We start from the raw sequence: 23,054 nt of genomic DNA, 5'->3' as shown, positions 1-23,054 counted from the left end.
TGTTTGAACCTGTTGAAAGCGGCTAACAGGCTAAATGTGCCTGTTGTTGCTTAAAAGGCGGCCCGGATGCCTGATTAATCAGGTATCCAAGGGGAATTAAGGGGATATTTGGGTAAAATCAGTGGATATTTGAAACAAAAACAGCCGAAAACCTGTGTTTAGGTTTCGGCTGTTGGGGGAAAGGAATTTTGCAAAGGTCTCAGACTCATTAAAAGCACAAAAAAGGCCGTCTGATTTTTTCAGACGGCCTCTATGGTTTAAAAAGATGATAAGGCTATTTCCCGGCTACTTCTTCATCTTTTATAAAATCCGATACGCCATGAACACAGCGGATTTTGCGTTCCGACAAGGTTGCCTCCAACAAGGCATCGTTTTGCGGCAAAGAATCGCGTTCTGCCTCATTGTGCCAGAGGTGGTACGCAATGCCGGCAAATTTCAAATTATGGCGTTTCATACCATTATGATAGCAACGGGCGACAAATTCGCTGTCTTCCCTGCCCCAACCGACAAAGCTATTGTCAAACCCGTTGACGGCAAGCGCATCGCTGCGGAAAAAGCCCATATTGCAAGTTTTGATGCCTTTGTGTTTGCGGTTGCCTTTTCGGCCTGCCAATTTGGCCAAACAACAGCAGCGCAAGGCGGAAAGCCGTTTTTCTATCCCCGAGCTGAACATAGACAAGGCAGGTAAATCGCCTTCGTCCAAAATATCCTGCGTTTTATCCTCAGTCAAAATCACGCGGGAACCCTGTATCAGACGGCCTTTGCGGGCAATCTTCAAATGATCGGCGATAAAAGACGGATCCAAAACCATATCGCCGTCAATCAACACAATATAATCGCTTTTCGCCTGCGCCAGCGCACGGTTGCGCGATTCGGCGGCACGAAAGCCTCTATCCGGCTGCCATGAATGTTTAACAGGAATGCTTGTCCTACGGCGGATAAAATCAACCACTTCGGCAGTTTCCTGCCTTGAGCCGTCATCCGCGACAATAATCTCATCCGGCAGATGGGTTTGCGATAAAGCCGATTTCAACACCAGCTCCAAAGCATCGGGGCGGTTGTAAGTGGTGATGATGAGGGAGACGGTTATCGTGCGGTTGCGCTCGTAGAGTTTGACATATTTGTAATACGAACCTTGCGCGTTGGACACCGAAATCGTCAGCCCGTCCGCCCCATAGGCAAAACCGCGCTTGAGCAGGTAATTTTTCACAAACGATACGCCGCCATGCAGCAAAGCCTTAAACGGCGAGCTGTCTTTCTTAAAGCGGTTTTCTTCCGCATACAGCGAACTGTACTGCTGCATTTTCTGAATCAGCCCTTCGGCGTTTTCAAAAGAATAATGTTTCAGACGGCCATCAAGTTGTTTAACCTTGGCTTCCTGCGGCAACACCAAAGACTCATGCACCTGACGGTCAGAAAAACGGGTAAATCTGCGATGATAAAGGCGCGGAATAATATCCGGATACCAGCCGCAGCCTTTAATCAGTCTGCCGTGGTAATGGTTCAGGCGGGAAAGCGAAAAGATATGTTCCTTCTCATTTTCCAAAACGGCCGCACGAATCGATTCGATTAAAGTCTCATCCGCCACTTCATCACTGTCTATGCTGAAAATCCAATCGTTTTGCGCCAGTCTGGCCGCCAGATTTTTCATCGGGCCAAACCCGATAAAGTCATGCTTGTAATAGCTGACATTGGGAAAGCCCTTAGCAATTTCAAAAGTACGGTCGGTCGAGCCGTTGTCCAACAGCAGGACTTCGTCAAAGTCTTTCAACGCACTCAAAACTTCTGAAAGATAACGTTCTGAATTTTTTACCAACATGGCGGCGGTTGCCGGAATTGTGTGCATCATAAAAAGGCCGTCTGAAAAAGGAAGCTGTATTTTAACCGATATACCGCTACAATATGTCCTCCTTTTTTCAGACGGCCTGACTCATGCAGCTTATTCTTGCCCCCATGCAGGGGCTGGTGGACGATGTGATGCGCGACCTGTTGACGCGCATTGGCGGATTTGACGAATGCGTCAGCGAATTTGTCCGCATTACGCACACGGTCCACTCACGCGCCACTTGGCTTAAATATGTTCCCGAAATCGCCCATGCCAACCGCACGCCGGCCGGCACGCCCTGTACTGTCCAACTTTTGGGCAGCGATGCGGAAAACATGGCCGTCAATGCTTTAGAAGCCGTGCGTTTCGGGGCGGACAAAATCGACCTCAACTTCGGCTGCCCCGCACCGACGGTCAACAAACACAAAGGCGGCGCGGTCTTGCTCAAAGAGCCCGACTTGATTTACCACATCGTCCACACCCTGCGCCAACGCCTTCCGCAACACATTCCGCTGACTGCCAAGATGCGGCTCGGTTATGAAGATAAAAGTCTGGCATTGGAATGTGCTTCCGCGATTGAAAACGGCGGCGCATGTGCATTAACCGTCCATGCGCGCACCAAAGTCGAAGGCTACGAACCGCCGGCACATTGGGAATGGGTGCGCAAAATCCGCGATGCAGTCAGTATTCCCGTTACTGCCAACGGCGATGTATTCAGCCTTCAAGACTATCTCGACATTAAAACCGTCAGCGGATGCGACAGCGTGATGCTCGGGCGCGGCGCAGTTATCCGTCCCGACTTGGCGCGGCAAATCAAGCAATATGAAAACGGCGAAACAGTCAAAGATACCGACTTTGCCGAAGTCTCCTCATGGATAGTCCAATTCTTCGACTTATGCCTTGCCAAAGAAGCCAACAACAAATATCCGGTTGCCCGCTTGAAACAGTGGCTGGGCATGATGAAAAAAGAGTTTGAACAGGCGCAGGTATTGTTTGACCGTATCCGCGCCGTTAAAGAAGCGGATGAAGTAAAACAGATTCTGCTGTCATTTGAACAAGAGATGCATTCATGATTCAAAAAGGCCGTCTGAATTTCAGACGGCCTTTAATATGATTACTGACAGATATAATCAGCCAACAGTCTGCCTTTTTCTGCACTGGCTGCATTAGCCATATTCACCTGTCTGGTCTCAGGGCCATTCTTGGATTTCAGGGCTTCACCATATTTTCTGGCAAACTCTTTATTGGCACTGGTCACCCTTGACTCAGTGGAATCCAATATAAAACCGTCTTGCTCATATTTGCCTTGCGCAGTAATAATCAAGATATTTTCAGGCGAAGGATAATCCGGAAAATTAACATAGTTGGTAACCAGCTTGTAGGAAACGCCTTTGCCGTGTTTCATATCCTGACAGATGCCGTTAGGCGCGGTAAAGACTGCATGGCCGATCCGACTACGTCCGAAATCGTAAAAATCGACTCTCTTAGCAGTAGCCAACAGTTTTCTATCATTGTCGTCATTAATATTTAATGACTTGCCGTTTACCAAAAACAGGGTTGGCAACAAGGGGCTGCCATAAGATGCTTCCAAATTATATGCTTCGCCCAACAGCTTGCCCTGACGATACACTGTCAAGACAGGCTTTTTCAGACCATTTTCCGGATTACCGGTTTTCTTAAAAGAAATCTTCTGAAGTACATTGCCAAATTCATAATAAGGCCGCGACTGCACGCCTGTTTTCGCATCCTGCAGGGCGCTCCAGTCTCCGTCCGTCGTTTGGGCGCATGCAGTCACAGCAGCAAACAGAATACCCGATAGTAAAACTTTAGAATGTTTCATTCATAAACTCCTTCTCAAGTAAACAAAAGAACGGATGTGTGCCTTTACTGCCTAATTTTGTTTCTTTCTTTATTAAAATTTTAGAACTATTGCACTAACTTAGCAAGGGATTAAAGAACAGGCCGTCTGAACATTCAGACGGCCTTGATTAAGCTCAAATTTTAAGAAGCCAAAACGCGGTGGAACAAAATCTCATTTTCCAAATGGATATGGTCTTTCAAATCATCCACCATCTCTTTGGCCAAAGTATACAAACGGGTCCAGCTGCCGCAAGCGCCTTCGGGAAGTTCAAAATTATTGGTCAATTCTTCCAGACGCGCGATGGCTTGGTCGTGTTCTTCATGCTCGTGCATCATCACGCTGATGGGCATTGCCGCGCCGCGACCCACGCCCTGATTAATCATCGGGAACAACATGCGCTCCTCTTTCATCATGTGCATCAACAGCTCGTTTTGCATATAGGCCAACAAATCAGGAACTTCGGCAGGGAAAGTATCAGCATGAACCTGCGCCACTTTTTGCGCCAGCGGAACCAACTCTTCAAACTGGGCGCGGTGGACATTGTGGTAACGCTGCAAAATATGGTCAATGGTGGAATTGAAAGGTGCGGTTTCCCAAAGGGTAAAGTCGGTCATGGCTGTGTTCCTTTAAAGATTGATATTGGATGAATGTTAGACATAAGGATACACGCTGCAAACGGCTTTGTATAGTTTTTTAATTGCTTAATTAATTGATAATAAAAGTTATTTTCAAAATTAAAATACCAAACAGGCCATCTGAAACATAAAGTCAAAGTTTCAGACGGCCTGCCCTTTTCTTAAATAATCCAACGATATAACGCAATCATTACCGGCATGGTTACCACACAAAGCAAGGTCGTCAACCCATAAATCGCGCTGGCTTTTTGGGCATTTTTGCCGTAAACAACCGCCATTTGGGTAACCGTCGCTGCGGCAGGCGAAGTCGTTGCCAAAAAGCTGATTAAAACAACCGTATCCGCATGCGCATCATGATGGGCAAAACCGCAGGCTTTAACGGCGAAAAGCAATAATACCGGAATCAAAATCAGCCTTAAAAAAGCAACGAGATAAAGCCTCGGCGTCCACATAATCGAGCGTAACGGCAGAGAAGCCAAAAGCATGCCCGCCACCAACATGGCAACCGGGCCAATCATGCCGCCCACCGTCGCCAAAGTATTATCGACAATATGCGGCAGCTTGATTTGAAAGGTAAACATTAGCAGCCCGACCAACATGGATAAGATGTTGATATTGGTAAAAATGGTTTTCCAAGCCACATTGCCTCGGCCGCAAATCAACAGGCGCAGATGCGTCCAAAACAAAAACGTCTGCACCAAGATAAAACCAGTGGTATAAATCACCCATTCCGCACCAAATACCGACATCACCAAAGGGATAATCAAGTTGCCCGAATTACTGTACACCGTCGCCGCGTGTTCGAGCCCATCGAGTTTGAACAAGTGTTTAAACACCCTGCCCAAAACAATCAACACCACATGGAAAAACACCGCCAGCATGACGGAAAGCTTCAGCCCTTCGATAATCTGCGGCGTATTGTCCATCTGAAAGGCATGAATCATGACGGACGGGCTGATCAGGTAAAGCGCGATAACGGAGAGCGTGTAGCTGTTTTCCGATTTCAACAGCCCGGCTTTTACCAAGGCCACGCCCATCAAAACAATCAGCGTCAGCTCGGTAATTTTTCCGGCAAGCAGGAAAGAGGTTTCCATGATAAAAAAGCGGCAAAAACGTTGATTTTACGCTTCTACCGCTTCGCATGCCAAATTCAGACGGCCTCAACATTCAAGACTATCTGAAATTTTCTACCACAGATAGGTTACGCTGGCTCCACCGCCTGCACCACCCTTAGATGCGCCGACAGCAGAACCTTTCACCAGCCATTTGCCGCTGGCGGATACTTTCGATACTCCGACAGCAAAACCGGCCTTTCCGCGCCAAACGCCGCTGCCAATGGATACCGCACCCTGTCCCGGCTGGTAAGCCTGTCCCAGATTACCCACCGCAATCGCAGCGGCAGAGCCGGCATCCGCACGGTCTTCCAGTTTTTTCATTTCTACGCGTGTTTCAGCTCGTATCTGATTGATTTGAGCAGCCACCGCCGACTCTTTTTGCTGACTATCGGCCTGCCATCTTTCCGCAAGCCTTTTAACCTGAGCCACATTTACCGCATCCGTATCCTGAGTACCGGCAGCCACATGGGTAATTTGACGGCTGTCCTTTTCATTGCCAACTGAAACCGCGCCCAATGTCGATTTCCATGTCTTGTCTTCAGATTGACTTGCCGACTGTGTCGCAAAATCATAGCCTGCCTGACCTGCAGCCAAATCTGCGATGCTTTGCGCACCCAGAGCCACCCCTTTCTCGGCTTTACCTTTGGCTTGGAAACCGAGTGCCAAAGATTTCTCTTCCAAAGCCGATGCACCGCCGCCGACTGCCGTACCACCTTCTTTACGCACACTGGAGCTGGTGCCGACAGCCAGACCGTTCAAGGCTGTAGCGGAAGACTCGACACCCAAAGCTACACTGTTTACGGCATTCGATACCGCACGCGTACCAACCGCCACTGCTTGATAACCTTCTGCTTCAGCAGCCGATGCCAGCGCAAGTGATTGAGTTCCACGTGCTTTAGCTCGATCACCTAAGGCCGTCGCGCTGAGCGCATCCGCCTCACTATCTCTGCCGATAGCTACTGCATCAATATTACTTGCCTGAGCGCCATTACCTACCGCAACGGCACGCAAAGCCGAAGCCTTGGACAGCAGACCGACTGCAACGGATTGACCGCCAGAAGCAGCCGCTGCGCCACCGACTGCTACATCATTTGTTCCCTTGGCATGGGCCCGAAAGCCAACCGCCACCGACCGCAATGCCTCCGCTTTGGATTCGCCACCCAAAGCAGTTGCGCTCAAACCGGAAGCGGCAGAATCATAACCCAAAGCCATCGCCTTATAGCCATTTGCTTTAGCCTTGTCGCCAACTGCAGCGGCATTTTCGCCCGATACGGATTCCTTACCGACAGCCAAAGAACCCGTCTTGTGCATGGTTCCAGCAACAATACCTCCGTCCGCATACGCAGTACCGAAAAAAAGCGCTAAAGCCAAACACAAAGGACTGAGCGATACATTCAGTTTCATCTTTATATTCTCCATTTTTTAAATATTAAAAATATCTCGTTCAATCAAATTAATACTTTTGAACTAGTTATATTGTATATATTTTTATTCTTATATTAAATAGTTTGGATAAATATTTTGATTTGTGTCATAAATTTCAAACATCCTGGCAAATGTTCCTGGCCATCTTTCTAAACAACCATCAGTTTCAGACGGCCTGAAGCCTTTTTCCAACAACCCGATATAATTTGCCCTGCCGCAAAGCAAATCAATATAAATCTGCCCGTATATCCGCTATAATCAGCCATTTTCTTCAAACAGGAAACATCATGTCCCCCAGCCGTTTCAATCAAACGGGCCCCAAAATCGGCCTGAGCGTACGCCTTGCAGAAACCCAAGCTGAAATCGAAGCCGCCCAAAGATTGCGCTATCAGGTTTTTGCCCAAGAACTGGGGGCGGAAATCGAAAGCGATGACGGCCGCGATGTCGATCCTTATGATGAACATTGCCACCACCTGCTCGCGTTTGACGATGCAACTGGCGAAGTTATCGGCTGCTACCGCCTGATTACAGAAGAAACCGCAAAAAAAGTCGGCGGCTGGTACAGCGAGCATGAATTCGACCTTGAGCCTTTGAAAGACATTCTGCCGCAAACCGTAGAACTCGGCCGCGCCTGTACCCACCCGGACTACCGCAACGGCGGCTTGGTCATGCTGTTGTGGACCGGTTTGGTCAAATTCATGAAAGACGAAAACCTGCGCTTTATGATTGGTTGCGGCAGTATCGAAATGCGTGACGGCGGCAACGATGCGGCCGGCCTGTATCATGCTTTGAAAGACAAATACCTTGCTCCGGCACAATGGTGTGTCAAACCGCTCAACCCGCTCAAATGGGACAGCATCACGCCGTCTGAAAATCCGCCTGTACCCGCCCTGATCAAAGGCTATCTCAAAGCAGGCGCGTGGTTCTGCGGCGAGCCTTGCGTCGATGAAGCATTCAACTGCGCGGATGTGCTGATCATGATGGACATCAACCACCTTTCCGACCGCTACTTGCAGCGTTTTGCCCCTAAAACCGATTCATAATAAAAGGCCGTCTGAAACTTCAGACGGCCTACCTAATCTTTATAAAAACACACACAATGACCGCCAAAATCCGTTTTATCTTCCGTCTTTTCTGTATTGCCGGCTGCCTTTTGTACGGCATGGCCGAAATGTTTTTTCTGTTTCCCTTTTACAGCAGCAAACGCAAACTGCGCGCAATCCAATTATGGTCGCTGCGCGTGCTCGCTTCCTGCGGCATGAAACTGCAAACTTTCGGCACGCCGCCGCAAGAAGGCCGCGGCCAGATGCTTATCAGTAACCATATTTCATGGTTGGACATTATGGCGGTTAACGGCGCATTCCCCGGCCGTTTTGTGGCTAAAGACGATGTGGCCAAATGGCCTGTGGTCGGTTATCTCGCCACACAGGCGCAAACGGTTTATGTCTCGCGCAACCGCGGCATCAAAGGTAATTCTGCCAAAATCGCCGGCGTAACCGAAGCGCTGAAAAACGGCGATACCGTTACCATTTTCCCCGAAGGAACCAGTACCGAAGGCCGTGAAATCCTGCCGTTCAAACCCAGCTTTTTTCAGACGGCCTATGATGCAGGTGTACCAATTATTCCGGCACTCTGCCGCTATCCGAATCCGGACGGCAGCAGCCCCAATCCGCATACTGCCTACTACGGCGACATCAGCCTCTGGCAATCCATCTGCATGGTCATCAGCCAGCCTTCCAGTACGGTTGAGCTGCATTTCCTCGACCCGATTGAAGCGGGAGAAGACCGCTACGCTACCGCGCTTCAAGTACACGCCCTGTTGAGCGAAAAGCAAAAACAGTTGGGCTGATCAAACAAAAGGCCGTCTGAATGTTCAGACGGCCTTTTCCATTATCTTATGTCTTAAGATGAATATTGCACTGAATCGCTACCGCTTTTCTTTTGAATAAATTCAATTTTGTAGCCGTCCGGATCTTCAACAAACGCAATCACAGTCGTGCCGTGTTTCATCGGACCGGCTTCGCGTACCACTTTGCCGCCCATCTCTTTGACACGTTCACACGCCGCATAAGCATCATCGACTTCAATCGCGATATGGCCGTAAGCATCGCCCAAGTCGTAAGACTCGGTATCCCAGTTGTGGGTCAGTTCCAAAACAGTATGGTCCGCTTCATCGCCATAACCAACAAAAGCCAAAGTAAAACGGCCTTCAGGATAATCGCGGCGGCGCAGCAGTTGCATATTCAATACGTTTTGATAGAAATCCAAAGAGCGTTCGAGATTGCCGACACGCAGCATAGTATGAAGCAAGCGCATGATTTTGTTCCTTTCTAAATTATGTTTGGTCATGGATTATAACACATCGGGCATTTACCCCCCTCATCTTAGAAAATGCCGATACATACACCGTGTAGAAATGAAGCGTATCCTCTATCGCCATTTGAATTTCATGTATTAACAAGCACACCGACTGACTAAATTGCTATAATCGCCACACTTACAACACAACACTTCAAACCGTCATGAAAACCTTTGTTCTTCCAGATACCCGCCCTTATCCGCAGAGCCCTATCAAAAACTACCTTCTTCTCAATGCCTATCAGCTGGCGCACAACTCCTCCTCCGCATCGCGCAAGCTTTCCGCCGGCCAACTGCAAACCGAAATCCGCACCATGCTCAGCCAAAACCATTACATCAACCTTTCATTGGCGATGACCATGGCCCCCGATGTCGGCACTTACACCAGCCTGATTCAAAGCGTGGGCGAAGTCCTGAAGGCAGAAAACGATAACGAAGCCCAATGGTTTGCCCTGCCTGTCGTTTTGGTCGCCGGTTGCAAAAAAGAACAAACCCTGCCGCTCACGCTGCCTACCGAAGCCCTCTTCGCCTGCCTGCAAAACTACCCTAATCTGCGCGCCCTCACGCAAAACACGCAATGGCTGCCCTACCTCGTCCAATCTACCGATTTGAGCAGCGTTACCCCGGGCGAATGGTTCCAAGCCAAGCAAAACGATGAAGCGGCAGGCGCATTCCTGCAAAAATTCGAATACAAACCATTGACGCTGCCCGAAGGTCAATCCGTCCATGTTGTTTACGCGCTGGGCTACGGCAATAAAGACATTCAGACGGCTTTGGGACTCAACCTGCAACAGGCAGGCCTGCCATTGATGCAGGTTTGGCAAGAGCATCTCGCCCTCGACGGCGTTACCCTCTTTACTAACCCGCTCTCGCCCAATACGCCGCTTGACGCGCTTACCGACGGCAGCCACACCCGCCAACGCATGGCCATGGACGTTTTTGCCACCAACGCCATCCGCGCCATCCGTATGCAAAGCCCGCGCGTCGGCGTTGTTGCCGCTGCAAAAGCGGACGGCAAACTCCAGTTCAGCTTCAACGCGACCGACAGCGCGTTTGAAATCGTTCCGCAGACCTTCACTTGGGAGCTGGCATCAACCGACAATATCGCTATCGTTCAGCAAAACTTCCTCGACCTGATGGCCGAATGCCGAATCGAGCACCTCTACCTGCTGCACGACCCATTGGGCGAAAACGAGAACATCCCTACTTATGCCCAAGCGTTGAAACTAGAAGGCCATAATCCTTTCTTCAGCAATGTAAACTAAATTGAAAATGCAACACGCCAAGGCCGTCTGAAAACGGTTTAGCGTGTTGCATTGATTTTCAAACCTTACCGCTCATTTTCACAAACATGAAAACCCACAAAATCCTTTTCGTCTGCCTCGGCAACATCTGCCGCTCCCCCATGGCCGAATACGTCCTGCGCCATCGCGCCCGCGAAGCAGGCATGGGCAATGCTGTCATTACTGCCAGCGTAGGCACATCAGGTTGGCACGACGGAGAAGACATGCACGAAGGCACGCGCCGCGCACTCAAGCAACACGGCATCGACCCGTCAGGCTTTACCAGCAGCAAAATCAAACCCAGCGATGCCGAGCATTTCGACTACATCATCGTGATGGACGACAACAACCTCAGAGAAACTGAAAAACAGCTCGGTTTTCACCCCGGCAAAATCTTCAAACTGACCGACCTTATCCCCGACTCAGGCTACAACCATGTTCCTGATCCGTGGTACACAGGCGACTTTGACGAAACCTACCGTCTGGTCGATGCCGGCAGTTTGGCCTTGTTGGAAAAATTGAAACAGGCTTAAACCGGCTGGAACAATAAAAGGCCGTCTGAACAGATATTTGCAAAAGCCATGCTTTCGTGATGACCTGTTCAGACGGCCTTTATTGATTGCCGTATCAACCCACGCGGTAAAACGCCAGGCTGCCCAATAAATTCGGCAGATGTTTGACCTGTCGGTTGCCCGTCATGACCGCACGCTCAAGCACACGGATTTTGTTTTTGGCACACAGTAAATCAAAATCTTTGAGGGTACACCAATGGATATTGGGCGTATCGTACCAATGATACGGCATCCGCTCGGAAACCGGCATATGGCCACCGACGGCGATTTGAAAGCGGTTGCGCCAGTAGCCGAAGTTAGGGAAGCTGACGATGGCCTGTTTGGCCACGCGCATCAGGCAGCGCAGGATTTTTTCCGTGTTCTGCATGGCTTGAATGGTTTGGCTCAAGACAATCACATCAAAACTTTGATCGCCAAATGCCGCCAAACCCTCTTCCAAGTCGGCCTGAATGACGTTTACACCGCGGGTCATGGCGGCAATCACGCTGTCGGTATCGATTTCAATGCCATAACCGGCACAGTTTTTATGCGCTACCAACGCGGCCAGTAGCTCGCCGTCGCCGCAACCTAAATCGAGTACGCGGCTGCCTTCGGGTATCCAATCGTAAATGAGTTGCAAATCGTCGCGCAGATTCATTGTTGGCAGTCCTTGTAAACGTTGTTCATGTAAGCGGTAACCGCGCGGATATAGGCTTCGTCTTCCATCAAGAAGGCATCGTGGCCGTGATTGGATTTGACTTCGATGTACTGCACGGATTTTTGCGCAGCGATTAATGCCTTGACCAATTCATGCGAACGTTGCGGCGAGAAGCGCCAGTCGGTGCTAAAGCTCGCGACAAAAAATTTGGCCTGCACATTCTCCACGGCTCGCGTGAGGTTGTGGCCATAATCGGCGGCCGGGTCGAAGTAGTCGAGTGCCTTGGTCATCAGCAGATAAGTGTTGGCATCAAAACGGCCGACAAACTTGTCGCCTTGATAGCGCAGATAAGATTCCACTTCAAATTCAACGCCGTAGCCGTACTGATAGCCGTCTGATTTTAAAATGCGGCCGAATTTTTTACCCAAACCGTCTTCGGCAAGATAGGTAATGTGCCCCATCATGCGCGCGATACGCAAACCGCGTGAAGGAACGGTATGATGGCTGCGGTAATTACCTTCGTGGAAATCGGGATCGGTCAAAATCGCCTGACGGGCAACATCGTTAAACGCGATGTTTTGGGTGGAAAGTTTGGGCGCAGAAGCGATAACGAGCGCGTGGGCAACGCGTTCGGGCAAAGAAATCGTCCATTGCAATGCCTGCATGCCGCCCAAGCTGCCGCCGACAACGGCCGCCCATTTTTGAATGCCGAGATAATCGGCAAGCATGGCTTGGGACTTCACCCAGTCTTTGACGGTTACAACCGGAAAATCCGCACCATATTCGCGGCCGGTTTCAGGATTCTCGGACAAAGGGCCGGTGCTGCCGTCGCAGCCGCCCAAGTTGTTCAAACCGACCACAAAAAAGCGTTCGGTATCGATAGGTTTGCCGGGGCCGACCATATTGTCCCACCAACCGGCGTATTTATCCTCCGCACTGTGCTTGCCGGCAACATGATGATTGCCTGATAAGGCGTGGCAGATAAGGACGGCATTGCTTTTGTCGGCATTGAGCGTGCCGTAGGTTTCAATCATCAGGTCGAAACGAGGTAAGGTTTTGCCGTTTTCCAGAGCAAGCGGTGTGTCAAACGGAATTTTCCGGGGCGTTACAATGCCCACTGAGGCATTTGTTGTCATTTGTAATTTCCAAGTGATGCGGCAAAAGGGGTATTATAACGTTTCGTTTTTGTTTTGTGCATGAGGCTTCAGACGGCCTGCCCTAATTAGAGGCAATATTTTTGGGAGGATGTGGAATGATAGGCAGGCTTTTGCGATTTTTTTTCTTTTGCGCCATCGCGGCATTGATTGTGAACCGTCTGTTCAGCCGCCAACAAAAGCGCACCATTCGGGAAATCGCCAAAATCAGCGCGTGGGTATTGCTGGGGGCGGCGGCGGCTACGCTGTTTTGGTATCTGATAATGCTGTTTTTCAAGCATATTCCCAATTCTTATTGAAATAAAATATAAAAGGCCGTCTGAAAACCTTAATCCAGCGTTTTCAGACGGCCTTTTGATGTTCAAATTTAAAACAACTCTTCCGGAATCTTGCAAACCGGAATCGGATTGACTTTGTGCTGCATGGCTTTGTGCAATCGGGTATAGATTGCCAAAACTTCGCGCTGCCTGCCTTCAAAATCTTCAGGCTTGTGGCTTTCGTACACGCTCATCGCCCATTCCAGTTCGGGATAAGACGCGCCCATTTGCTCTTCATCGGTACGCTCGGTATCCCAAAGGCCGTCTGTCGGTACGGCTTTTTGAATGTCTTCCGATACGTCCAACTCGGCTGCCAGCGCGTACACTTGAGTTTTGGTCAAATCGGCAATCGGGCTGATGTCCACGCCGCCGTCGCCGTATTTGGTGAAGAAACCGACGCCGAAATCTTCAATTTTGTTGCCCGTCCCCGCCACCAGCAAACCATGCAGCTGGCCGTAATAATAAAGCGTCGTCATGCGAAGGCGGCTGCGTGCATTGGCCAGTGCCAGCTGTTTGTTGGGAAATTCGGTTTCGCTGACGTCAACGGTATCGGCAAACGTATCGAACGCCGGAGTCAAATCAACGCTTTGCGCTTTTACGTTAGGATAACGCTGTTTCAGACGGCCCATGTGTCCTTGTGCGCGGTTGACTTGGTCGGATTTCTGACGAATCGGCATTTCCAACAACAAAACCGACAAACCGGTTTGCGCGGCAAGTGTGGAAACCACGGCAGAATCGATGCCGCCGGATACGCCGACGACAAAACCTTTGGCACGCGCCTGCTCGGCGTAATCTTTGAGCCATTGAACGATATGGCGGATGATGGCTTGGGTTTGCATAGGGATAAATGTTCGCTTCAAATAAACCGAATGATAGCCTGATTTGCACTTGTCTGAAAGACGACAGGGTATAATGCTTCTTTTATTTCTTGCACACACACCATGTCCAAACCCATTCTTTTGCGCTGGCTCGCCGTCTGCCTGATTCCGCTTGCCACCCTTTTGTGGTTTGCCCTCAACCCGCCCGAAGACAAAACGCAACACCTCATCAACGGCATCATCCTTGCCTGCGAAGCCACGTTCCTATTCAAATTCGTCCTCTTTGACGTCATCAAACACCACCTCAAACAAGAGCCCGAATTGAAACGGCAAAGCATATGGATGTTTATCCCGATTGTTTTGCTGATTGTTTATTTGTTCCACTATTTCGGCGCATTCTGATGTTTTCAGACGGCCTTGGGCATATTTTCCCATGAACACTCCCCTACCTTATACCTGCTGGATTTTCTGCAACGTCATCGACAACTTCGGTGACATCGGCGTTTCATGGCGGCTGGCGCGTATTTTGCAACGCGAACTCGGCTGTCAAGTGCATTTGTGGACAGACGATTTCCCGTCCCTTCAAGCACTTTGTCCTGATTTGGCCTCGATTCCCAATATTCATCAAGGCATCGGCATTCACGCTTGGCAAGCCGACCATGCCGAAGATACCGATACAGCCCCTACCCCCGACATTGTCATCGAAACCTTCGCCTGCGAACTGCCCGACAACGTTCAATCCATCATCCGCCGACACCGACCGCTTTGGCTCAACTGGGAATACCTCAGCGCGGAAGACAGCAACGAGAGGCTGCACTTAATGCCCTCGCCCCAAGCCGGCGGCATACAGAAATACTTTTGGTTTATGGGTTTCAGCGAAAAAAGCGGCGGCCTGCTGCGCGAACGCAATTACGCCGAATTTGCCCGCTTTGATACGGAAACCTTACGCCGACAACTCAAACTTCCCGCAAAAAACACGCTCGAATGGCTGCTTTTCGGCTATCAAAGCGATATTTGGGCAAAATGGCTGACCATGTGGCAACAGGCCGGCCAACCCATTACCTTGCTGCTTGCAGGTACACAAATCATCGCCAGCCTGAAAAACAGCGGCCTAGTGCCGCAAAACACCATGCTTGAAGACGGCGATGTATATCAGAGCGGACACGTTACCCTGATCAAAATCCCTTTCGTTGCCCAACAAGATTTCGACAAACTGCTCAACCTTGCCGACGGCGCCGTCATACGCGGCGAAGACAGCTTTGTTCGCGCCCAGCTCGCCGGAAAACCTTTCTTTTGGCACATCTATCCGCAAGAAGAAAATATCCATCTCGACAAGCTGCACGCTTTTTGGGACAAAGCGCATCAAGTTTACCCGGATGTTGTCGCCACGGCACACCGCCGCCTTTCCAACGAACTCAACAACGGCGAAGCACTCAGCGACAGCCAGCGCCTGCAAGCATGGCAAACCCTGACGGCACACCAAAACGAATGGCGGCAAAGCGCGGCAAAATGGCGGGACGGACTTTTTGCCCAAAAAAGTGCCGTCGAAAAACTTGCCGCCTTTATTTCAAAGCACAAAAAAATACGCTAAAATAGCGCGTTTTATTACAACCGATTTGATTGGAAAACCACAATGAAAACAGCACAAGAACTGCGCGCCGGCAACGTATTCATGGTCGGCAACGATCCTATGGTCGTTCAAAAAACCGAATACATCAAAGGCGGCCGCTCTTCCGCCAAAGTCAGCATGAAACTGAAAAACCTGCTGACCGGTGCCGCTACTGAAACCATTTACAAAGCCGACGACAAATTCGACGTCGTGATCCTGTCCCGCAAAAACTGTACTTACAGCTACTTTGCCGACCCAATGTACGTCTTCATGGACGAAGAATTCAACCAATACGAAATCGAAGCCGACAACATCGGCGACGCGTTGAAATTCATCGTTGACGGCATGGAAGACCAATGCGAAGTCACTTTCTACGAAGGCAACCCAATCTCCGTAGAATTGCCTACCATCATCGTTCGCGAAGTTGAATACACCGAGCCTGCCGTTAAAGGCGATACTTCCGGCAAAGTGATGAAAACCGCACGTCTGGTCGGCGGCACTGAAATCCAAGTGATGTCTTACATCGAAAACGGCGACAAAATCGAAATCGATACCCGTACCGGCGAATTCCGCAAACGCGCCTAATCAGCCCGTAATACAAAAAGGCCGTCTGAAACAAGTTTCAGACGGCCTTTTATCAATCTGCCTTATTGTTTCTTCAAGCCCTTGGCTTCGACAGTGGCAATCGTACCGTCAATGCCTTTGCTCTTAATCAGCTCGCCAAATTGATTGCGGTATACCGTTACCAAGCTGGTACCGTCCACGCGGATGTTGTAAATCTTATACACACCGCCGCTTTGGTAAAGTTGGTAAGCCACCTCATACTTCGTACCTTTTTTGGTTTGAATTTCCGAGAAAACGTCAAACTTATTGCCGTTTGCCGTCATCTTCGGCAACAGGCGCACATTTGCATCCGCCGCGCCAATTAACGCGGAATGCGAGTACATCGCAATGACCATATCTTTGAATGCACGGATAAAATCGGTTTTCTGCTTGGCAGAAAATTCACGCCATGGCGCACCGACCGCCAAAGCCGAAATACGCTCATAATCCAAATAACGGTTGGCATACTGCTCAACCTGTTTCACGCGTTGCGCCTCTGTCAAAGACGTATTGCGTGCAATTTTCAACACGGCATCAATGTTCTGCTGCATCTGCTTTTGTGCCGGATGCGTTTCCGCCGCCACATAAGGCGCGGCAATTACCATCGGCGCGGCCACAATCAAAGTCTGAAAAAAACGGTTCATGACAATATCCATCCAAAATAAAACCGCATTGTAAAAACAATCTATTCCAAAAAACTTAATTCTTTGTAAAAGCAGGCATGAGCAATGAAAAATCCTGCAATTAAATTTCAGACGGCCTGATAAAAATAAGATAACATATAAACGTTATTTTCAAAGGAGGAAGCCATGCCCTACGTCAACATCAAAGTAACCGGCGGCAACGAAGCCCCGAGCGCGGAGCAAAAAGCCGAATTGATCCGCGGCGTCACCGAATTACTCTCACGCGTTCTCAACAAAAACCCTGAGACAACCGTCGTCGTCATCGACGAAATCGATATGGACAACTGGGGCATAGGCGGTAAAAGCGTGACGGTTCGCCGTGCCGAAGCGCGCAATAAGTAAGCCTTGGCCGTCTGAAACCCTTTTAATTTACCCGCAAAAAGAGTACATTTATCCCATTGTTAACAATTTTACGGAACACACATCATGGAGAAATTTCCCAAATCATCCAAACTGGACCACGTTTGCTACGACATCCGCGGCCCGGTTCACAAAAAAGCCCTGCAACTGGAAGAAGAAGGCAACAAAATCCTCAAGCTCAATATCGGCAATCCGGCTCCGTTCGGCTTTGAAGCGCCTGACGAAATCTTGGTTGACGTCATCCGCAACCTGCCGACTTCGCAAGGCTACTGCGACTCCAAAGGCCTTTACTCCGCACGCAAAGCCATCGTCCACTACTACCAAACCAAAGGACTGCTCGACGTTACAGTCAACGACGTTTACATCGGCAACGGCGTCTCCGAATTGATTACCATGTCCATGCAGGCGCTGCTCAACGACGGCGACGAAATCCTGATTCCCGCACCGGACTATCCTTTGTGGACCGCCGCCGCGACACTGGCAGGCGGCACCGTCCGCCATTATCTATGCGACGAAGAAAACAACTGGTTTCCCAACCTGGCCGACATAGAAGCCAAAATTACGCCTAAAACCAAAGCCATCGTCGTCATCAACCCCAACAACCCGACAGGCGCGGTGTACAGCAAAGAAATCCTGCTCGAAATCGCCGAATTAGCGCGCAAACACGGCCTGATTATTTTTGCCGACGAAATTTACGACAAAATCCTCTACGACGACGCAGTACACCACCATATCGCCGCGCTCGCCCCCGACCTCCTGACCGTGACATTCAACGGCCTCTCGAAAGCCTACCGCGTTGCCGGTTTCCGTCAAGGCTGGATGATACTCAACGGTCCGAAACATCATGCAAAAGGCTATATCGAAGGCTTGGACATGCTCTCGTCTATGCGCCTTTGTGCCACCACACCCATGCAACACGCCATTCAGACGGCCTTGGGCGGATACCAAAGCATCAACGAATTCCTCCTCCCAGGCGGCCGCCTGCTCGAGCAACGCAACAAAGCATGGGAACTGGTCAACCAGATTCCCGGCATATCCTGCGTCAAACCCATGGGCGCATTGTATATGTTCCCTAAAATCGATACCGAAATGTACAGCATCCACGACGACATGAAATTCATCTACGACTTACTCGTACGTGAAAAAGTCCTGTTCGTCCAAGGCACAGGCTTCAACTGGATACGCCCCGACCACTTCCGTATCGTTACCTTGCCGCCCGTTCATCAAATTGAAGAGGCCATGGGCAAACTCGAACGCTTCCTGCAAAACTACCGTCAATAAACCTAAACAAAGAGGCCGTCTGAAAAAGCAAACCGCTGTTCAGACGGCCTTTTTAATCAAACAGCAACTTGGCAAAGCCCGCCGACATGCGTATAATCGACTTTCCCTATCTGGGGGCGATCTTGGTTTCGACGGGGGTTGCAAAGCAGATGCGGGCATACCGGGGTCTCAGATTTCCCGTTAAACACTGAATCAAAATAGTCGCAAACGACGAAACTTACGCACTGGCCGCTTAAGGCCTGCCGTTGCAGCAGTTGGTCAATGGGCTGTGTAGCGCAAGCTACCGCAACGTCATTCTACATTGACTGGTTTTCTGTCGGGTTACTTGGCAGGAAACGAGATTTAAGGTAACTGGTTCCCTGAAGGCCTGTTGGTCGGCATGATGGGGACGAGATTCTAAATAGACACAACTAAGTATGTAGAACGCTCTGTAGAGGACTTTCGGACGGGGGTTCGATTCCCCCCGCCTCCACCATACCCAATTTTCAGCAGTATCCTGTAATACGCATAAAGCCTTGAGCCATAACGGTTTCAAGGCTTTTTTATTGCCTCAAATATGCTGGCGTATGCTTGAGTTTTCATCATTTATAGGGTAACTTTTAGGGTAACTTTTCAGGAATTACCCAAAAAACAAGCCCGAAAAGTGGGCAAATTAGCCCTATTTTTTTAAACAAGTTACCCCAAAAACCCATAAAACCAATTATTAACAATGGCTTAATGAGTTTTTAAAAGTTACCCCAAACTGGATTAAAAATGCCTAAACAGACGCTACCGCTTACAGATAGCCAATGCAAAAAACTACAACCGCCGAATCAATTATCAGACGGCGGAGGGTTATATCTTCAAGCAAAGGGAAACGGCAAATACTGGCGTTTTCGTTACTACCGGCCAAGCGACAACAAACGCGATAAAATGCGACTGGGTGTCTATCCTGAAATCAGCTTAAAAGAAGCAAGAGAAAAGCGCGAAGAATTACGCATGCTGATAGCAAAAGGGATAGACCCTAAGCTACACCAGCAAGACAAAGCACAGAGGCAGACAGAACAGCTAAAAAAACATTTGAGGCTATCGCGCGCAAATGGCACAGCGACCAAGTAGCAAAGCCGAATAAATGGAAGCCCGACCATGCACAAAGAGTTATCCGCAGCCTTGAGCTTCATATTTTCCCTGACCTTGCAACACGCAAAATAGACGAAATCATGCCGCTTGAGGTTTTAGGACTGTTACAGAGGCTGGAATCGGCGGGGAAATATGACACGGCACAAAAAATTTATGACGTAGTAAACCAAGTTTTCAAATATGCCGTGAAACTTCGCTTGAGCCTATTCAATCCCGCCGCCGAATTGCGGGGAGAGCTGGCAAAGGTGGAACAGAAACATTACCGCTTCATTAAAGACCCGCAAAGGATAGGCGAGATGTTACGAGCTTTTGACGGTTACGCTGGCTTTCCGCAAACACGCGCCCTATTACAGCTTTCCCCTTATGTATTTGCCCGCCCTTCCGAATTACGTTTATTGCGCTGGTGTGAAATTGATTGGGAGGAGCAGCAATACTATAAAGACGGCGTAAACATGAAGAACAAGATAGACCATATTGTCCCCTTGAGCCGCCAAGCCTTAGCAATACTGGACGGCTTGAAACCAGTAACCGGGCATTATGAATATGTATTTTGTAACACCAGCAAAAAACAGCCCTTGAGCGAGGGAGCAATACGAAAAGCATTAGACCGTCTGGGATTCTTGGAAGAAACCACACAGCACGGCTTTAGGCATACAGCCAGCACGATATTGAATGAGATGGGCTATAACGCCGATTGGGTAGAGCGACAACTAGCCCACAAAGACCCCAACACGACAAGGGCAGCCTATAACCATGCGGAATATTTAGAACAGCGCGCCGATATGGTTCAAAAATGGGCTGATTATCTTGATGAATTGAAAGCACATTCAGGCATATTGCAGGAAACGGCAGAATAAACTATCATCTTAAGCATTACGAAAGAAAACCATGCGGATATTTAGAAACCAGTGGATAACGAAATTTGCCAAGAAGCACAAAATCAGCGATTCCGAGCTGATAGAAGCGGTAGAGCGGGCAGATAAAGGAGTGATAGACGCAGATTTAGGCGGCGGCGTTATCAAGCAACGCATAGCAAGGCAAGGACAAGGCAGAAGCGGCGGTTATCGTAGTCTGATATTTTTCAGACGTGGGGAACGGGCGTTTTTCATGACTGCCTTTGCCAAGAACGACCGCGAAAACATCACGGACAAAGAACTTGCAGAATTAAAGAAAGCCGCCGCCATCATCTTGGCAATGACGGAAACCGACATAGAACAAGCCAAATCAAACGGCACTTTCACGGAGATACAGCCATGAAATACAAAAGCGAGATTTTTGCAGCAATACATGAAACCATGCAGGGATTGCACGACATTGGCATTATCGACAAAAAAACCATGCGCGATTTTGACAAATCATGCCTGACCGAAATCAAACCATTGAGCGGCGAAGACATCAAGGCAATCAGAGAGCGCGAAGCATTATCACAAGCCGCTTTTGCCATGTATCTGAACATTGGTAAAAACCAAGTTTCCGAATGGGAGCGGGGTATTAAAAAGCCGAGCGGCGCGGCTTTGAAGCTGCTTACTATCGTCAAGAACAAGGGAATTGAGGCGATTGCCTGATACCGGAAACAAAGCTAAAAATGAATACTCATGATTATTGTCCTAAATGGTTTGATATTTCCAAGTATGAAGAGACCTACCAATGGGGGCGGGAAGATTGGGCAATCGCTTTTGAACATAAAATTTACCACTACAATGAGAATTTAAAATATGACCGTAATCCAGATTTAGGTTATGACATCTGCAATGATTGTATAAACTCTTGGCAATCATTGTTTTTGGGTAATACTGATATTCCAAGAGATTCTAGAGGGATTCCATTAGGCAAGAATCTAATTTCTGATGATATGTACAAAATACCATTTGAAGACTTAGAGAAAACATTCCCCGATGAGAAAACATTCCCCGATTCTTCCTTTTTCTCTTGCTTTAATGGATTGCTGGCAAAACACGGGGCTGATATTGTCGATTCTGACGGGGAAAAAATGCCTATTGATGAAATTTCTACCGTAGGGATTCAATTACCCAAACTAGGCCAATTCAGATATGAAAAAAAAGCAGGGGCATATAATTGTTTCACGCCGGTGCTGATTAATTTCCAAGAACATACCGATGATGAGCTGAAAGAAATGTTTGAGTATTTCTTAAGGCAATACAGAGCATTTCAACTTTACGGCGGCCATATCCATATAAGCAAAAAATACGACATGACAAGAACATTTAGTGATTCAGAAATAGAAAGCCTAAACCGTTTCAGAGTATTGCCATGCCTAGATTTGCTGATTTGGGAGGTATACACCGGCCAACACTTCACGCATGAAGAACTGTTATTCTTACTCTTTGGCGATGGTACAGAAACCGTTATCAACCCAAAAACAGGGGAAGAATGGTTTCCCGATAAGTCCACAATCAAAGACAGCGTATTACCAAAAGCTATCCTATTATTGGAAGCAGTGGCAAACCCTTTCATGCATAGATATGATATTAAATGCAAAGAAATAAATGAGGTAATAGAATTTGAAGATGATTTTATAGATATGTATCAATTACATATGAAAAAGAAACAAAAATAACCTAAGTAAATTTTGAAATTAAAAGAGAGTTTTTTCTCATTTTTTTCTCTCTCGAAAGCCGCCCATTGAGGCGGCTATATTTATGCCTATCGAAACGCCAGCAACACGCAGGCGTGATTAACCAACCGGAGGCAATAAATGCACATTATCAATATCGACTGCTTACCTGATACCGCGCAATTAACTATTGCAGAACTTGAGACAAGCCAAGCAAAAGGACGGCGCGGAATCACTCGCTTGAGTAGCAGCCAAATCAGACGACTGGAGGCAGCAGGACAATTCCCGCAATCACGCCAAATCACAGGCACGCGCAGCCGCTTTTATGTAGCAGGAGAAGTGAAGAAATGGCTTACAGAACAGGCAAGCTAATGAAAGGAGAACAGGAGTTTTCGTAACAGTACGCGCCCGCGCGCGCGATTGTAACTCAAGACCTGATTTTTAAAAAATAAGACCGCCTGAACGGACATTCAGACGGTAGAAAGAAGAGTAGATTATGAAACTTGATTGTATCAATAACAAGCCCAAAACGCCAAGCCAAAGAGAGCGCATTTTAGCCCGATTGAGAAAAGGGAGCGTTACATCATGGGAGCTGGCACAGATGGGCATACTTGGCTATAACTCACGCATTATGGAACTTCGCAGAGCGGGGCATGAAATCATAACCGTGATGGAAGAAGTGCAAAACCAATTCGGGGCGACCGTGAAACGCGGGCGGTTTTCTTTGCTGGTGTCGGGAAAGAGTAAGCATAACGCCATCTAACCCCGTAAAAAACCATTTGACAGATTGAGCTTTGAGAAGCAGAATTAAGTTTCTCTCTTAA

Annotated in this window: 28 protein-coding genes and 1 other RNA gene; 19 read left to right on the top strand and 10 right to left on the bottom strand. The window is 48.7% G+C overall.

Annotated features, from left to right (window positions below; translation table 11 throughout):
- Nucleotides 1-274 precede the first annotated feature (274 nt).
- Nucleotides 275-1,849, bottom strand: a complete 1,575-nt coding sequence (locus tag HMPREF3139_RS01910; protein WP_070460047.1) for a glycosyltransferase family 2 protein — start codon at nucleotides 1,847-1,849, stop codon at nucleotides 275-277.
- Between the two features lie 83 nt (nucleotides 1,850-1,932).
- Between HMPREF3139_RS01910 and HMPREF3139_RS01905 the strand changes: the two genes are divergently transcribed.
- The gene (locus HMPREF3139_RS01905) at nucleotides 1,933-2,898 is read left to right on the top strand and encodes a tRNA dihydrouridine synthase (RefSeq protein WP_049333384.1); all 966 of its coding nucleotides are present in this window, start codon (nucleotides 1,933-1,935) and stop codon (nucleotides 2,896-2,898) included.
- 41 nt (nucleotides 2,899-2,939) lie between these two features.
- Here HMPREF3139_RS01905 and HMPREF3139_RS01900 read toward each other — a convergent pair whose 3' ends face one another.
- The 4 genes from HMPREF3139_RS01900 to HMPREF3139_RS01885 form a co-directional block, all read right to left on the bottom strand.
- Nucleotides 2,940-3,665, bottom strand: a complete 726-nt coding sequence (locus HMPREF3139_RS01900; RefSeq protein ID WP_070460044.1) for a DUF8095 domain-containing protein — start codon at nucleotides 3,663-3,665, stop codon at nucleotides 2,940-2,942.
- A 161-nt stretch (nucleotides 3,666-3,826) separates the two neighbouring features.
- Nucleotides 3,827-4,300: an iron-sulfur cluster repair protein DnrN gene (dnrN, locus tag HMPREF3139_RS01895; RefSeq protein WP_070460041.1), complete on the bottom strand. Its 474-nt coding sequence runs from the start codon at nucleotides 4,298-4,300 to the stop codon at nucleotides 3,827-3,829.
- Nucleotides 4,301-4,482: 182 nt separating this feature from the next.
- A complete protein-coding gene (locus HMPREF3139_RS01890; protein ID WP_070460039.1) occupies nucleotides 4,483-5,415 on the bottom strand; it encodes an AEC family transporter in 933 nt (310 codons plus the stop codon).
- A gap of 93 nt (nucleotides 5,416-5,508) precedes the next feature.
- Nucleotides 5,509-6,840, bottom strand: coding sequence for a YadA-like family protein (locus tag HMPREF3139_RS01885; protein ID WP_070460037.1), 1,332 nt, complete (start codon nucleotides 6,838-6,840; stop codon nucleotides 5,509-5,511).
- A 308-nt stretch (nucleotides 6,841-7,148) separates the two neighbouring features.
- Between HMPREF3139_RS01885 and HMPREF3139_RS01880 the strand changes: the two genes are divergently transcribed.
- Nucleotides 7,149-7,904, top strand: a complete 756-nt coding sequence (locus tag HMPREF3139_RS01880; protein ID WP_070460034.1) for a GNAT family N-acetyltransferase — start codon at nucleotides 7,149-7,151, stop codon at nucleotides 7,902-7,904.
- 56 nt (nucleotides 7,905-7,960) lie between these two features.
- Nucleotides 7,961-8,710 carry a lysophospholipid acyltransferase family protein gene (locus HMPREF3139_RS01875; RefSeq protein ID WP_070460031.1) on the top strand — a complete coding sequence of 250 codons (750 nt, stop codon included), beginning with the start codon at nucleotides 7,961-7,963 and terminating at the stop codon, nucleotides 8,708-8,710.
- A 53-nt stretch (nucleotides 8,711-8,763) separates the two neighbouring features.
- Here the strand turns inward: HMPREF3139_RS01875 and gloA are convergent, their stop codons facing one another.
- Nucleotides 8,764-9,177: a lactoylglutathione lyase gene (gene gloA, locus HMPREF3139_RS01870; RefSeq protein ID WP_003685011.1), complete on the bottom strand. Its 414-nt coding sequence runs from the start codon at nucleotides 9,175-9,177 to the stop codon at nucleotides 8,764-8,766.
- Between the two features lie 206 nt (nucleotides 9,178-9,383).
- Between gloA and HMPREF3139_RS01865 the strand changes: the two genes are divergently transcribed.
- Entirely contained in the window at nucleotides 9,384-10,484 is a 1,101-nt protein-coding gene (locus tag HMPREF3139_RS01865) for a conjugal transfer protein (RefSeq protein ID WP_070460028.1), read from the top strand.
- Between the two features lie 86 nt (nucleotides 10,485-10,570).
- The gene (locus HMPREF3139_RS01860; protein ID WP_070460025.1) at nucleotides 10,571-11,035 is read left to right on the top strand and encodes a low molecular weight protein-tyrosine-phosphatase; all 465 of its coding nucleotides are present in this window, start codon (nucleotides 10,571-10,573) and stop codon (nucleotides 11,033-11,035) included.
- A 94-nt stretch (nucleotides 11,036-11,129) separates the two neighbouring features.
- Here the strand turns inward: HMPREF3139_RS01860 and metW are convergent, their stop codons facing one another.
- Nucleotides 11,130-11,711 (bottom strand): methionine biosynthesis protein MetW, encoded by a 582-nt coding sequence (metW, locus tag HMPREF3139_RS01855; RefSeq protein ID WP_049322294.1) that lies wholly within the window; start codon nucleotides 11,709-11,711, stop codon nucleotides 11,130-11,132.
- Nucleotides 11,708-12,847: a homoserine O-succinyltransferase MetX gene (locus tag HMPREF3139_RS01850; protein WP_003747142.1), complete on the bottom strand. Its 1,140-nt coding sequence runs from the start codon at nucleotides 12,845-12,847 to the stop codon at nucleotides 11,708-11,710. The genes metW and HMPREF3139_RS01850 overlap by 4 nt, the downstream gene beginning before the upstream one ends.
- 116 nt (nucleotides 12,848-12,963) lie before the next feature.
- Between HMPREF3139_RS01850 and HMPREF3139_RS01845 the strand changes: the two genes are divergently transcribed.
- On the top strand, nucleotides 12,964-13,164 hold the full coding sequence (locus HMPREF3139_RS01845; protein ID WP_070460022.1) for a protein MIGRI: 201 nt from the start codon (nucleotides 12,964-12,966) through the stop codon (nucleotides 13,162-13,164).
- A gap of 68 nt (nucleotides 13,165-13,232) precedes the next feature.
- Here the strand turns inward: HMPREF3139_RS01845 and nadE are convergent, their stop codons facing one another.
- Nucleotides 13,233-14,021 (bottom strand): NAD(+) synthase, encoded by a 789-nt coding sequence (gene nadE, locus HMPREF3139_RS01840; protein WP_070460019.1) that lies wholly within the window; start codon nucleotides 14,019-14,021, stop codon nucleotides 13,233-13,235.
- Between the two features lie 102 nt (nucleotides 14,022-14,123).
- Here nadE and HMPREF3139_RS01835 point away from each other — a divergent pair, with 102 nt between their 5' ends.
- The 3 genes from HMPREF3139_RS01835 to efp are packed head-to-tail and all read left to right on the top strand — an operon-like array spanning nucleotide 14,124 to nucleotide 16,194.
- On the top strand, nucleotides 14,124-14,402 hold the full coding sequence (locus tag HMPREF3139_RS01835) for a hypothetical protein (RefSeq protein WP_003747149.1): 279 nt from the start codon (nucleotides 14,124-14,126) through the stop codon (nucleotides 14,400-14,402).
- Between the two features lie 31 nt (nucleotides 14,403-14,433).
- Nucleotides 14,434-15,591 carry an elongation factor P maturation arginine rhamnosyltransferase EarP gene (gene earP / locus HMPREF3139_RS01830; RefSeq protein ID WP_070460016.1) on the top strand — a complete coding sequence of 386 codons (1,158 nt, stop codon included), beginning with the start codon at nucleotides 14,434-14,436 and terminating at the stop codon, nucleotides 15,589-15,591.
- A gap of 42 nt (nucleotides 15,592-15,633) precedes the next feature.
- Entirely contained in the window at nucleotides 15,634-16,194 is a 561-nt protein-coding gene (gene efp, locus HMPREF3139_RS01825; RefSeq protein WP_036490530.1) for an elongation factor P, read from the top strand.
- A gap of 62 nt (nucleotides 16,195-16,256) precedes the next feature.
- On the opposite strand, the gene HMPREF3139_RS01820 is transcribed toward efp, so the two are convergent.
- A complete protein-coding gene (locus HMPREF3139_RS01820) occupies nucleotides 16,257-16,856 on the bottom strand; it encodes an MlaC/ttg2D family ABC transporter substrate-binding protein (protein ID WP_070460013.1) in 600 nt (199 codons plus the stop codon).
- A 165-nt stretch (nucleotides 16,857-17,021) separates the two neighbouring features.
- Here HMPREF3139_RS01820 and HMPREF3139_RS01815 point away from each other — a divergent pair, with 165 nt between their 5' ends.
- From HMPREF3139_RS01815 to HMPREF3139_RS01775, 10 genes are all read left to right on the top strand, one after another.
- Nucleotides 17,022-17,237 (top strand): tautomerase family protein, encoded by a 216-nt coding sequence (locus HMPREF3139_RS01815; protein WP_049333410.1) that lies wholly within the window; start codon nucleotides 17,022-17,024, stop codon nucleotides 17,235-17,237.
- 84 nt (nucleotides 17,238-17,321) lie between these two features.
- The gene (locus tag HMPREF3139_RS01810) at nucleotides 17,322-18,536 is read left to right on the top strand and encodes a pyridoxal phosphate-dependent aminotransferase (protein ID WP_070460010.1); all 1,215 of its coding nucleotides are present in this window, start codon (nucleotides 17,322-17,324) and stop codon (nucleotides 18,534-18,536) included.
- A 112-nt stretch (nucleotides 18,537-18,648) separates the two neighbouring features.
- Nucleotides 18,649-19,011: a transfer-messenger RNA gene (ssrA, locus tag HMPREF3139_RS01805) on the top strand.
- A 278-nt stretch (nucleotides 19,012-19,289) separates the two neighbouring features.
- Nucleotides 19,290-19,634 carry an integrase arm-type DNA-binding domain-containing protein gene (locus tag HMPREF3139_RS11145; RefSeq protein WP_234396214.1) on the top strand — a complete coding sequence of 115 codons (345 nt, stop codon included), beginning with the start codon at nucleotides 19,290-19,292 and terminating at the stop codon, nucleotides 19,632-19,634.
- A 101-nt stretch (nucleotides 19,635-19,735) separates the two neighbouring features.
- A complete protein-coding gene (locus HMPREF3139_RS11140; RefSeq protein ID WP_283127001.1) occupies nucleotides 19,736-20,512 on the top strand; it encodes a tyrosine-type recombinase/integrase in 777 nt (258 codons plus the stop codon).
- Nucleotides 20,513-20,543: 31 nt separating this feature from the next.
- A complete protein-coding gene (locus HMPREF3139_RS01795; RefSeq protein WP_070460008.1) occupies nucleotides 20,544-20,912 on the top strand; it encodes a type II toxin-antitoxin system RelE/ParE family toxin in 369 nt (122 codons plus the stop codon).
- Nucleotides 20,909-21,220: a helix-turn-helix domain-containing protein gene (locus HMPREF3139_RS01790; RefSeq protein WP_070460005.1), complete on the top strand. Its 312-nt coding sequence runs from the start codon at nucleotides 20,909-20,911 to the stop codon at nucleotides 21,218-21,220. Before HMPREF3139_RS01795 ends, HMPREF3139_RS01790 begins: the two co-directional genes overlap by 4 nt.
- Before the next feature lie 20 nt (nucleotides 21,221-21,240).
- On the top strand, nucleotides 21,241-22,233 hold the full coding sequence (locus tag HMPREF3139_RS01785) for a DUF6387 family protein (RefSeq protein ID WP_070459998.1): 993 nt from the start codon (nucleotides 21,241-21,243) through the stop codon (nucleotides 22,231-22,233).
- A gap of 138 nt (nucleotides 22,234-22,371) precedes the next feature.
- Entirely contained in the window at nucleotides 22,372-22,602 is a 231-nt protein-coding gene (locus tag HMPREF3139_RS01780; RefSeq protein WP_070459995.1) for a helix-turn-helix transcriptional regulator, read from the top strand.
- Nucleotides 22,603-22,726: 124 nt separating this feature from the next.
- Complete coding sequence (locus HMPREF3139_RS01775; RefSeq protein ID WP_070459993.1) at nucleotides 22,727-22,993, top strand: helix-turn-helix domain-containing protein; 267 nt, start codon at nucleotides 22,727-22,729, stop codon at nucleotides 22,991-22,993.
- Nucleotides 22,994-23,054 lie beyond the last annotated feature (61 nt).

It is taken from the genome of Neisseria sp. HMSC15G01 (genome assembly GCF_001808255.1).
GTDB classification, from domain to species: Bacteria; Pseudomonadota; Gammaproteobacteria; order Burkholderiales; family Neisseriaceae; genus Neisseria; species Neisseria subflava_A.
The sequence above is the reverse complement of the archived record's forward strand: the minus strand, read 5'-3'. Positions and strand labels throughout refer to the sequence as shown.

What these genes read in the sequence shown, in the direction of transcription:
- HMPREF3139_RS01910 (WP_070460047.1), bottom strand. Translation starts at nt 1,849, where the DNA reads ATGATGCACACAATTCCGGCAACCGCCGCCATGTTGGTAAAAAATTCA.
- HMPREF3139_RS01905 (WP_049333384.1), top strand. Translation starts at nt 1,933, where the DNA reads ATGCAGCTTATTCTTGCCCCCATGCAGGGGCTGGTGGACGATGTGATG.
- HMPREF3139_RS01900 (WP_070460044.1), bottom strand. Translation starts at nt 3,665, where the DNA reads ATGAAACATTCTAAAGTTTTACTATCGGGTATTCTGTTTGCTGCTGTG.
- dnrN (WP_070460041.1), bottom strand. Translation starts at nt 4,300, where the DNA reads ATGACCGACTTTACCCTTTGGGAAACCGCACCTTTCAATTCCACCATT.
- HMPREF3139_RS01890 (WP_070460039.1), bottom strand. Translation starts at nt 5,415, where the DNA reads ATGGAAACCTCTTTCCTGCTTGCCGGAAAAATTACCGAGCTGACGCTG.
- HMPREF3139_RS01885 (WP_070460037.1), bottom strand. Translation starts at nt 6,840, where the DNA reads ATGAAACTGAATGTATCGCTCAGTCCTTTGTGTTTGGCTTTAGCGCTT.
- HMPREF3139_RS01880 (WP_070460034.1), top strand. Translation starts at nt 7,149, where the DNA reads ATGTCCCCCAGCCGTTTCAATCAAACGGGCCCCAAAATCGGCCTGAGC.
- HMPREF3139_RS01875 (WP_070460031.1), top strand. Translation starts at nt 7,961, where the DNA reads ATGACCGCCAAAATCCGTTTTATCTTCCGTCTTTTCTGTATTGCCGGC.
- gloA (WP_003685011.1), bottom strand. Translation starts at nt 9,177, where the DNA reads ATGCGCTTGCTTCATACTATGCTGCGTGTCGGCAATCTCGAACGCTCT.
- HMPREF3139_RS01865 (WP_070460028.1), top strand. Translation starts at nt 9,384, where the DNA reads ATGAAAACCTTTGTTCTTCCAGATACCCGCCCTTATCCGCAGAGCCCT.
- HMPREF3139_RS01860 (WP_070460025.1), top strand. Translation starts at nt 10,571, where the DNA reads ATGAAAACCCACAAAATCCTTTTCGTCTGCCTCGGCAACATCTGCCGC.
- metW (WP_049322294.1), bottom strand. Translation starts at nt 11,711, where the DNA reads ATGAATCTGCGCGACGATTTGCAACTCATTTACGATTGGATACCCGAA.
- HMPREF3139_RS01850 (WP_003747142.1), bottom strand. Translation starts at nt 12,847, where the DNA reads ATGACAACAAATGCCTCAGTGGGCATTGTAACGCCCCGGAAAATTCCG.
- HMPREF3139_RS01845 (WP_070460022.1), top strand. Translation starts at nt 12,964, where the DNA reads ATGATAGGCAGGCTTTTGCGATTTTTTTTCTTTTGCGCCATCGCGGCA.
- nadE (WP_070460019.1), bottom strand. Translation starts at nt 14,021, where the DNA reads ATGCAAACCCAAGCCATCATCCGCCATATCGTTCAATGGCTCAAAGAT.
- HMPREF3139_RS01835 (WP_003747149.1), top strand. Translation starts at nt 14,124, where the DNA reads ATGTCCAAACCCATTCTTTTGCGCTGGCTCGCCGTCTGCCTGATTCCG.
- earP (WP_070460016.1), top strand. Translation starts at nt 14,434, where the DNA reads ATGAACACTCCCCTACCTTATACCTGCTGGATTTTCTGCAACGTCATC.
- efp (WP_036490530.1), top strand. Translation starts at nt 15,634, where the DNA reads ATGAAAACAGCACAAGAACTGCGCGCCGGCAACGTATTCATGGTCGGC.
- HMPREF3139_RS01820 (WP_070460013.1), bottom strand. Translation starts at nt 16,856, where the DNA reads ATGAACCGTTTTTTTCAGACTTTGATTGTGGCCGCGCCGATGGTAATT.
- HMPREF3139_RS01815 (WP_049333410.1), top strand. Translation starts at nt 17,022, where the DNA reads ATGCCCTACGTCAACATCAAAGTAACCGGCGGCAACGAAGCCCCGAGC.
- HMPREF3139_RS01810 (WP_070460010.1), top strand. Translation starts at nt 17,322, where the DNA reads ATGGAGAAATTTCCCAAATCATCCAAACTGGACCACGTTTGCTACGAC.
- HMPREF3139_RS11145 (WP_234396214.1), top strand. Translation starts at nt 19,290, where the DNA reads ATGCCTAAACAGACGCTACCGCTTACAGATAGCCAATGCAAAAAACTA.
- HMPREF3139_RS11140 (WP_283127001.1), top strand. Translation starts at nt 19,736, where the DNA reads ATGCCGCTTGAGGTTTTAGGACTGTTACAGAGGCTGGAATCGGCGGGG.
- HMPREF3139_RS01795 (WP_070460008.1), top strand. Translation starts at nt 20,544, where the DNA reads ATGCGGATATTTAGAAACCAGTGGATAACGAAATTTGCCAAGAAGCAC.
- HMPREF3139_RS01790 (WP_070460005.1), top strand. Translation starts at nt 20,909, where the DNA reads ATGAAATACAAAAGCGAGATTTTTGCAGCAATACATGAAACCATGCAG.
- HMPREF3139_RS01785 (WP_070459998.1), top strand. Translation starts at nt 21,241, where the DNA reads ATGAATACTCATGATTATTGTCCTAAATGGTTTGATATTTCCAAGTAT.
- HMPREF3139_RS01780 (WP_070459995.1), top strand. Translation starts at nt 22,372, where the DNA reads ATGCACATTATCAATATCGACTGCTTACCTGATACCGCGCAATTAACT.
- HMPREF3139_RS01775 (WP_070459993.1), top strand. Translation starts at nt 22,727, where the DNA reads ATGAAACTTGATTGTATCAATAACAAGCCCAAAACGCCAAGCCAAAGA.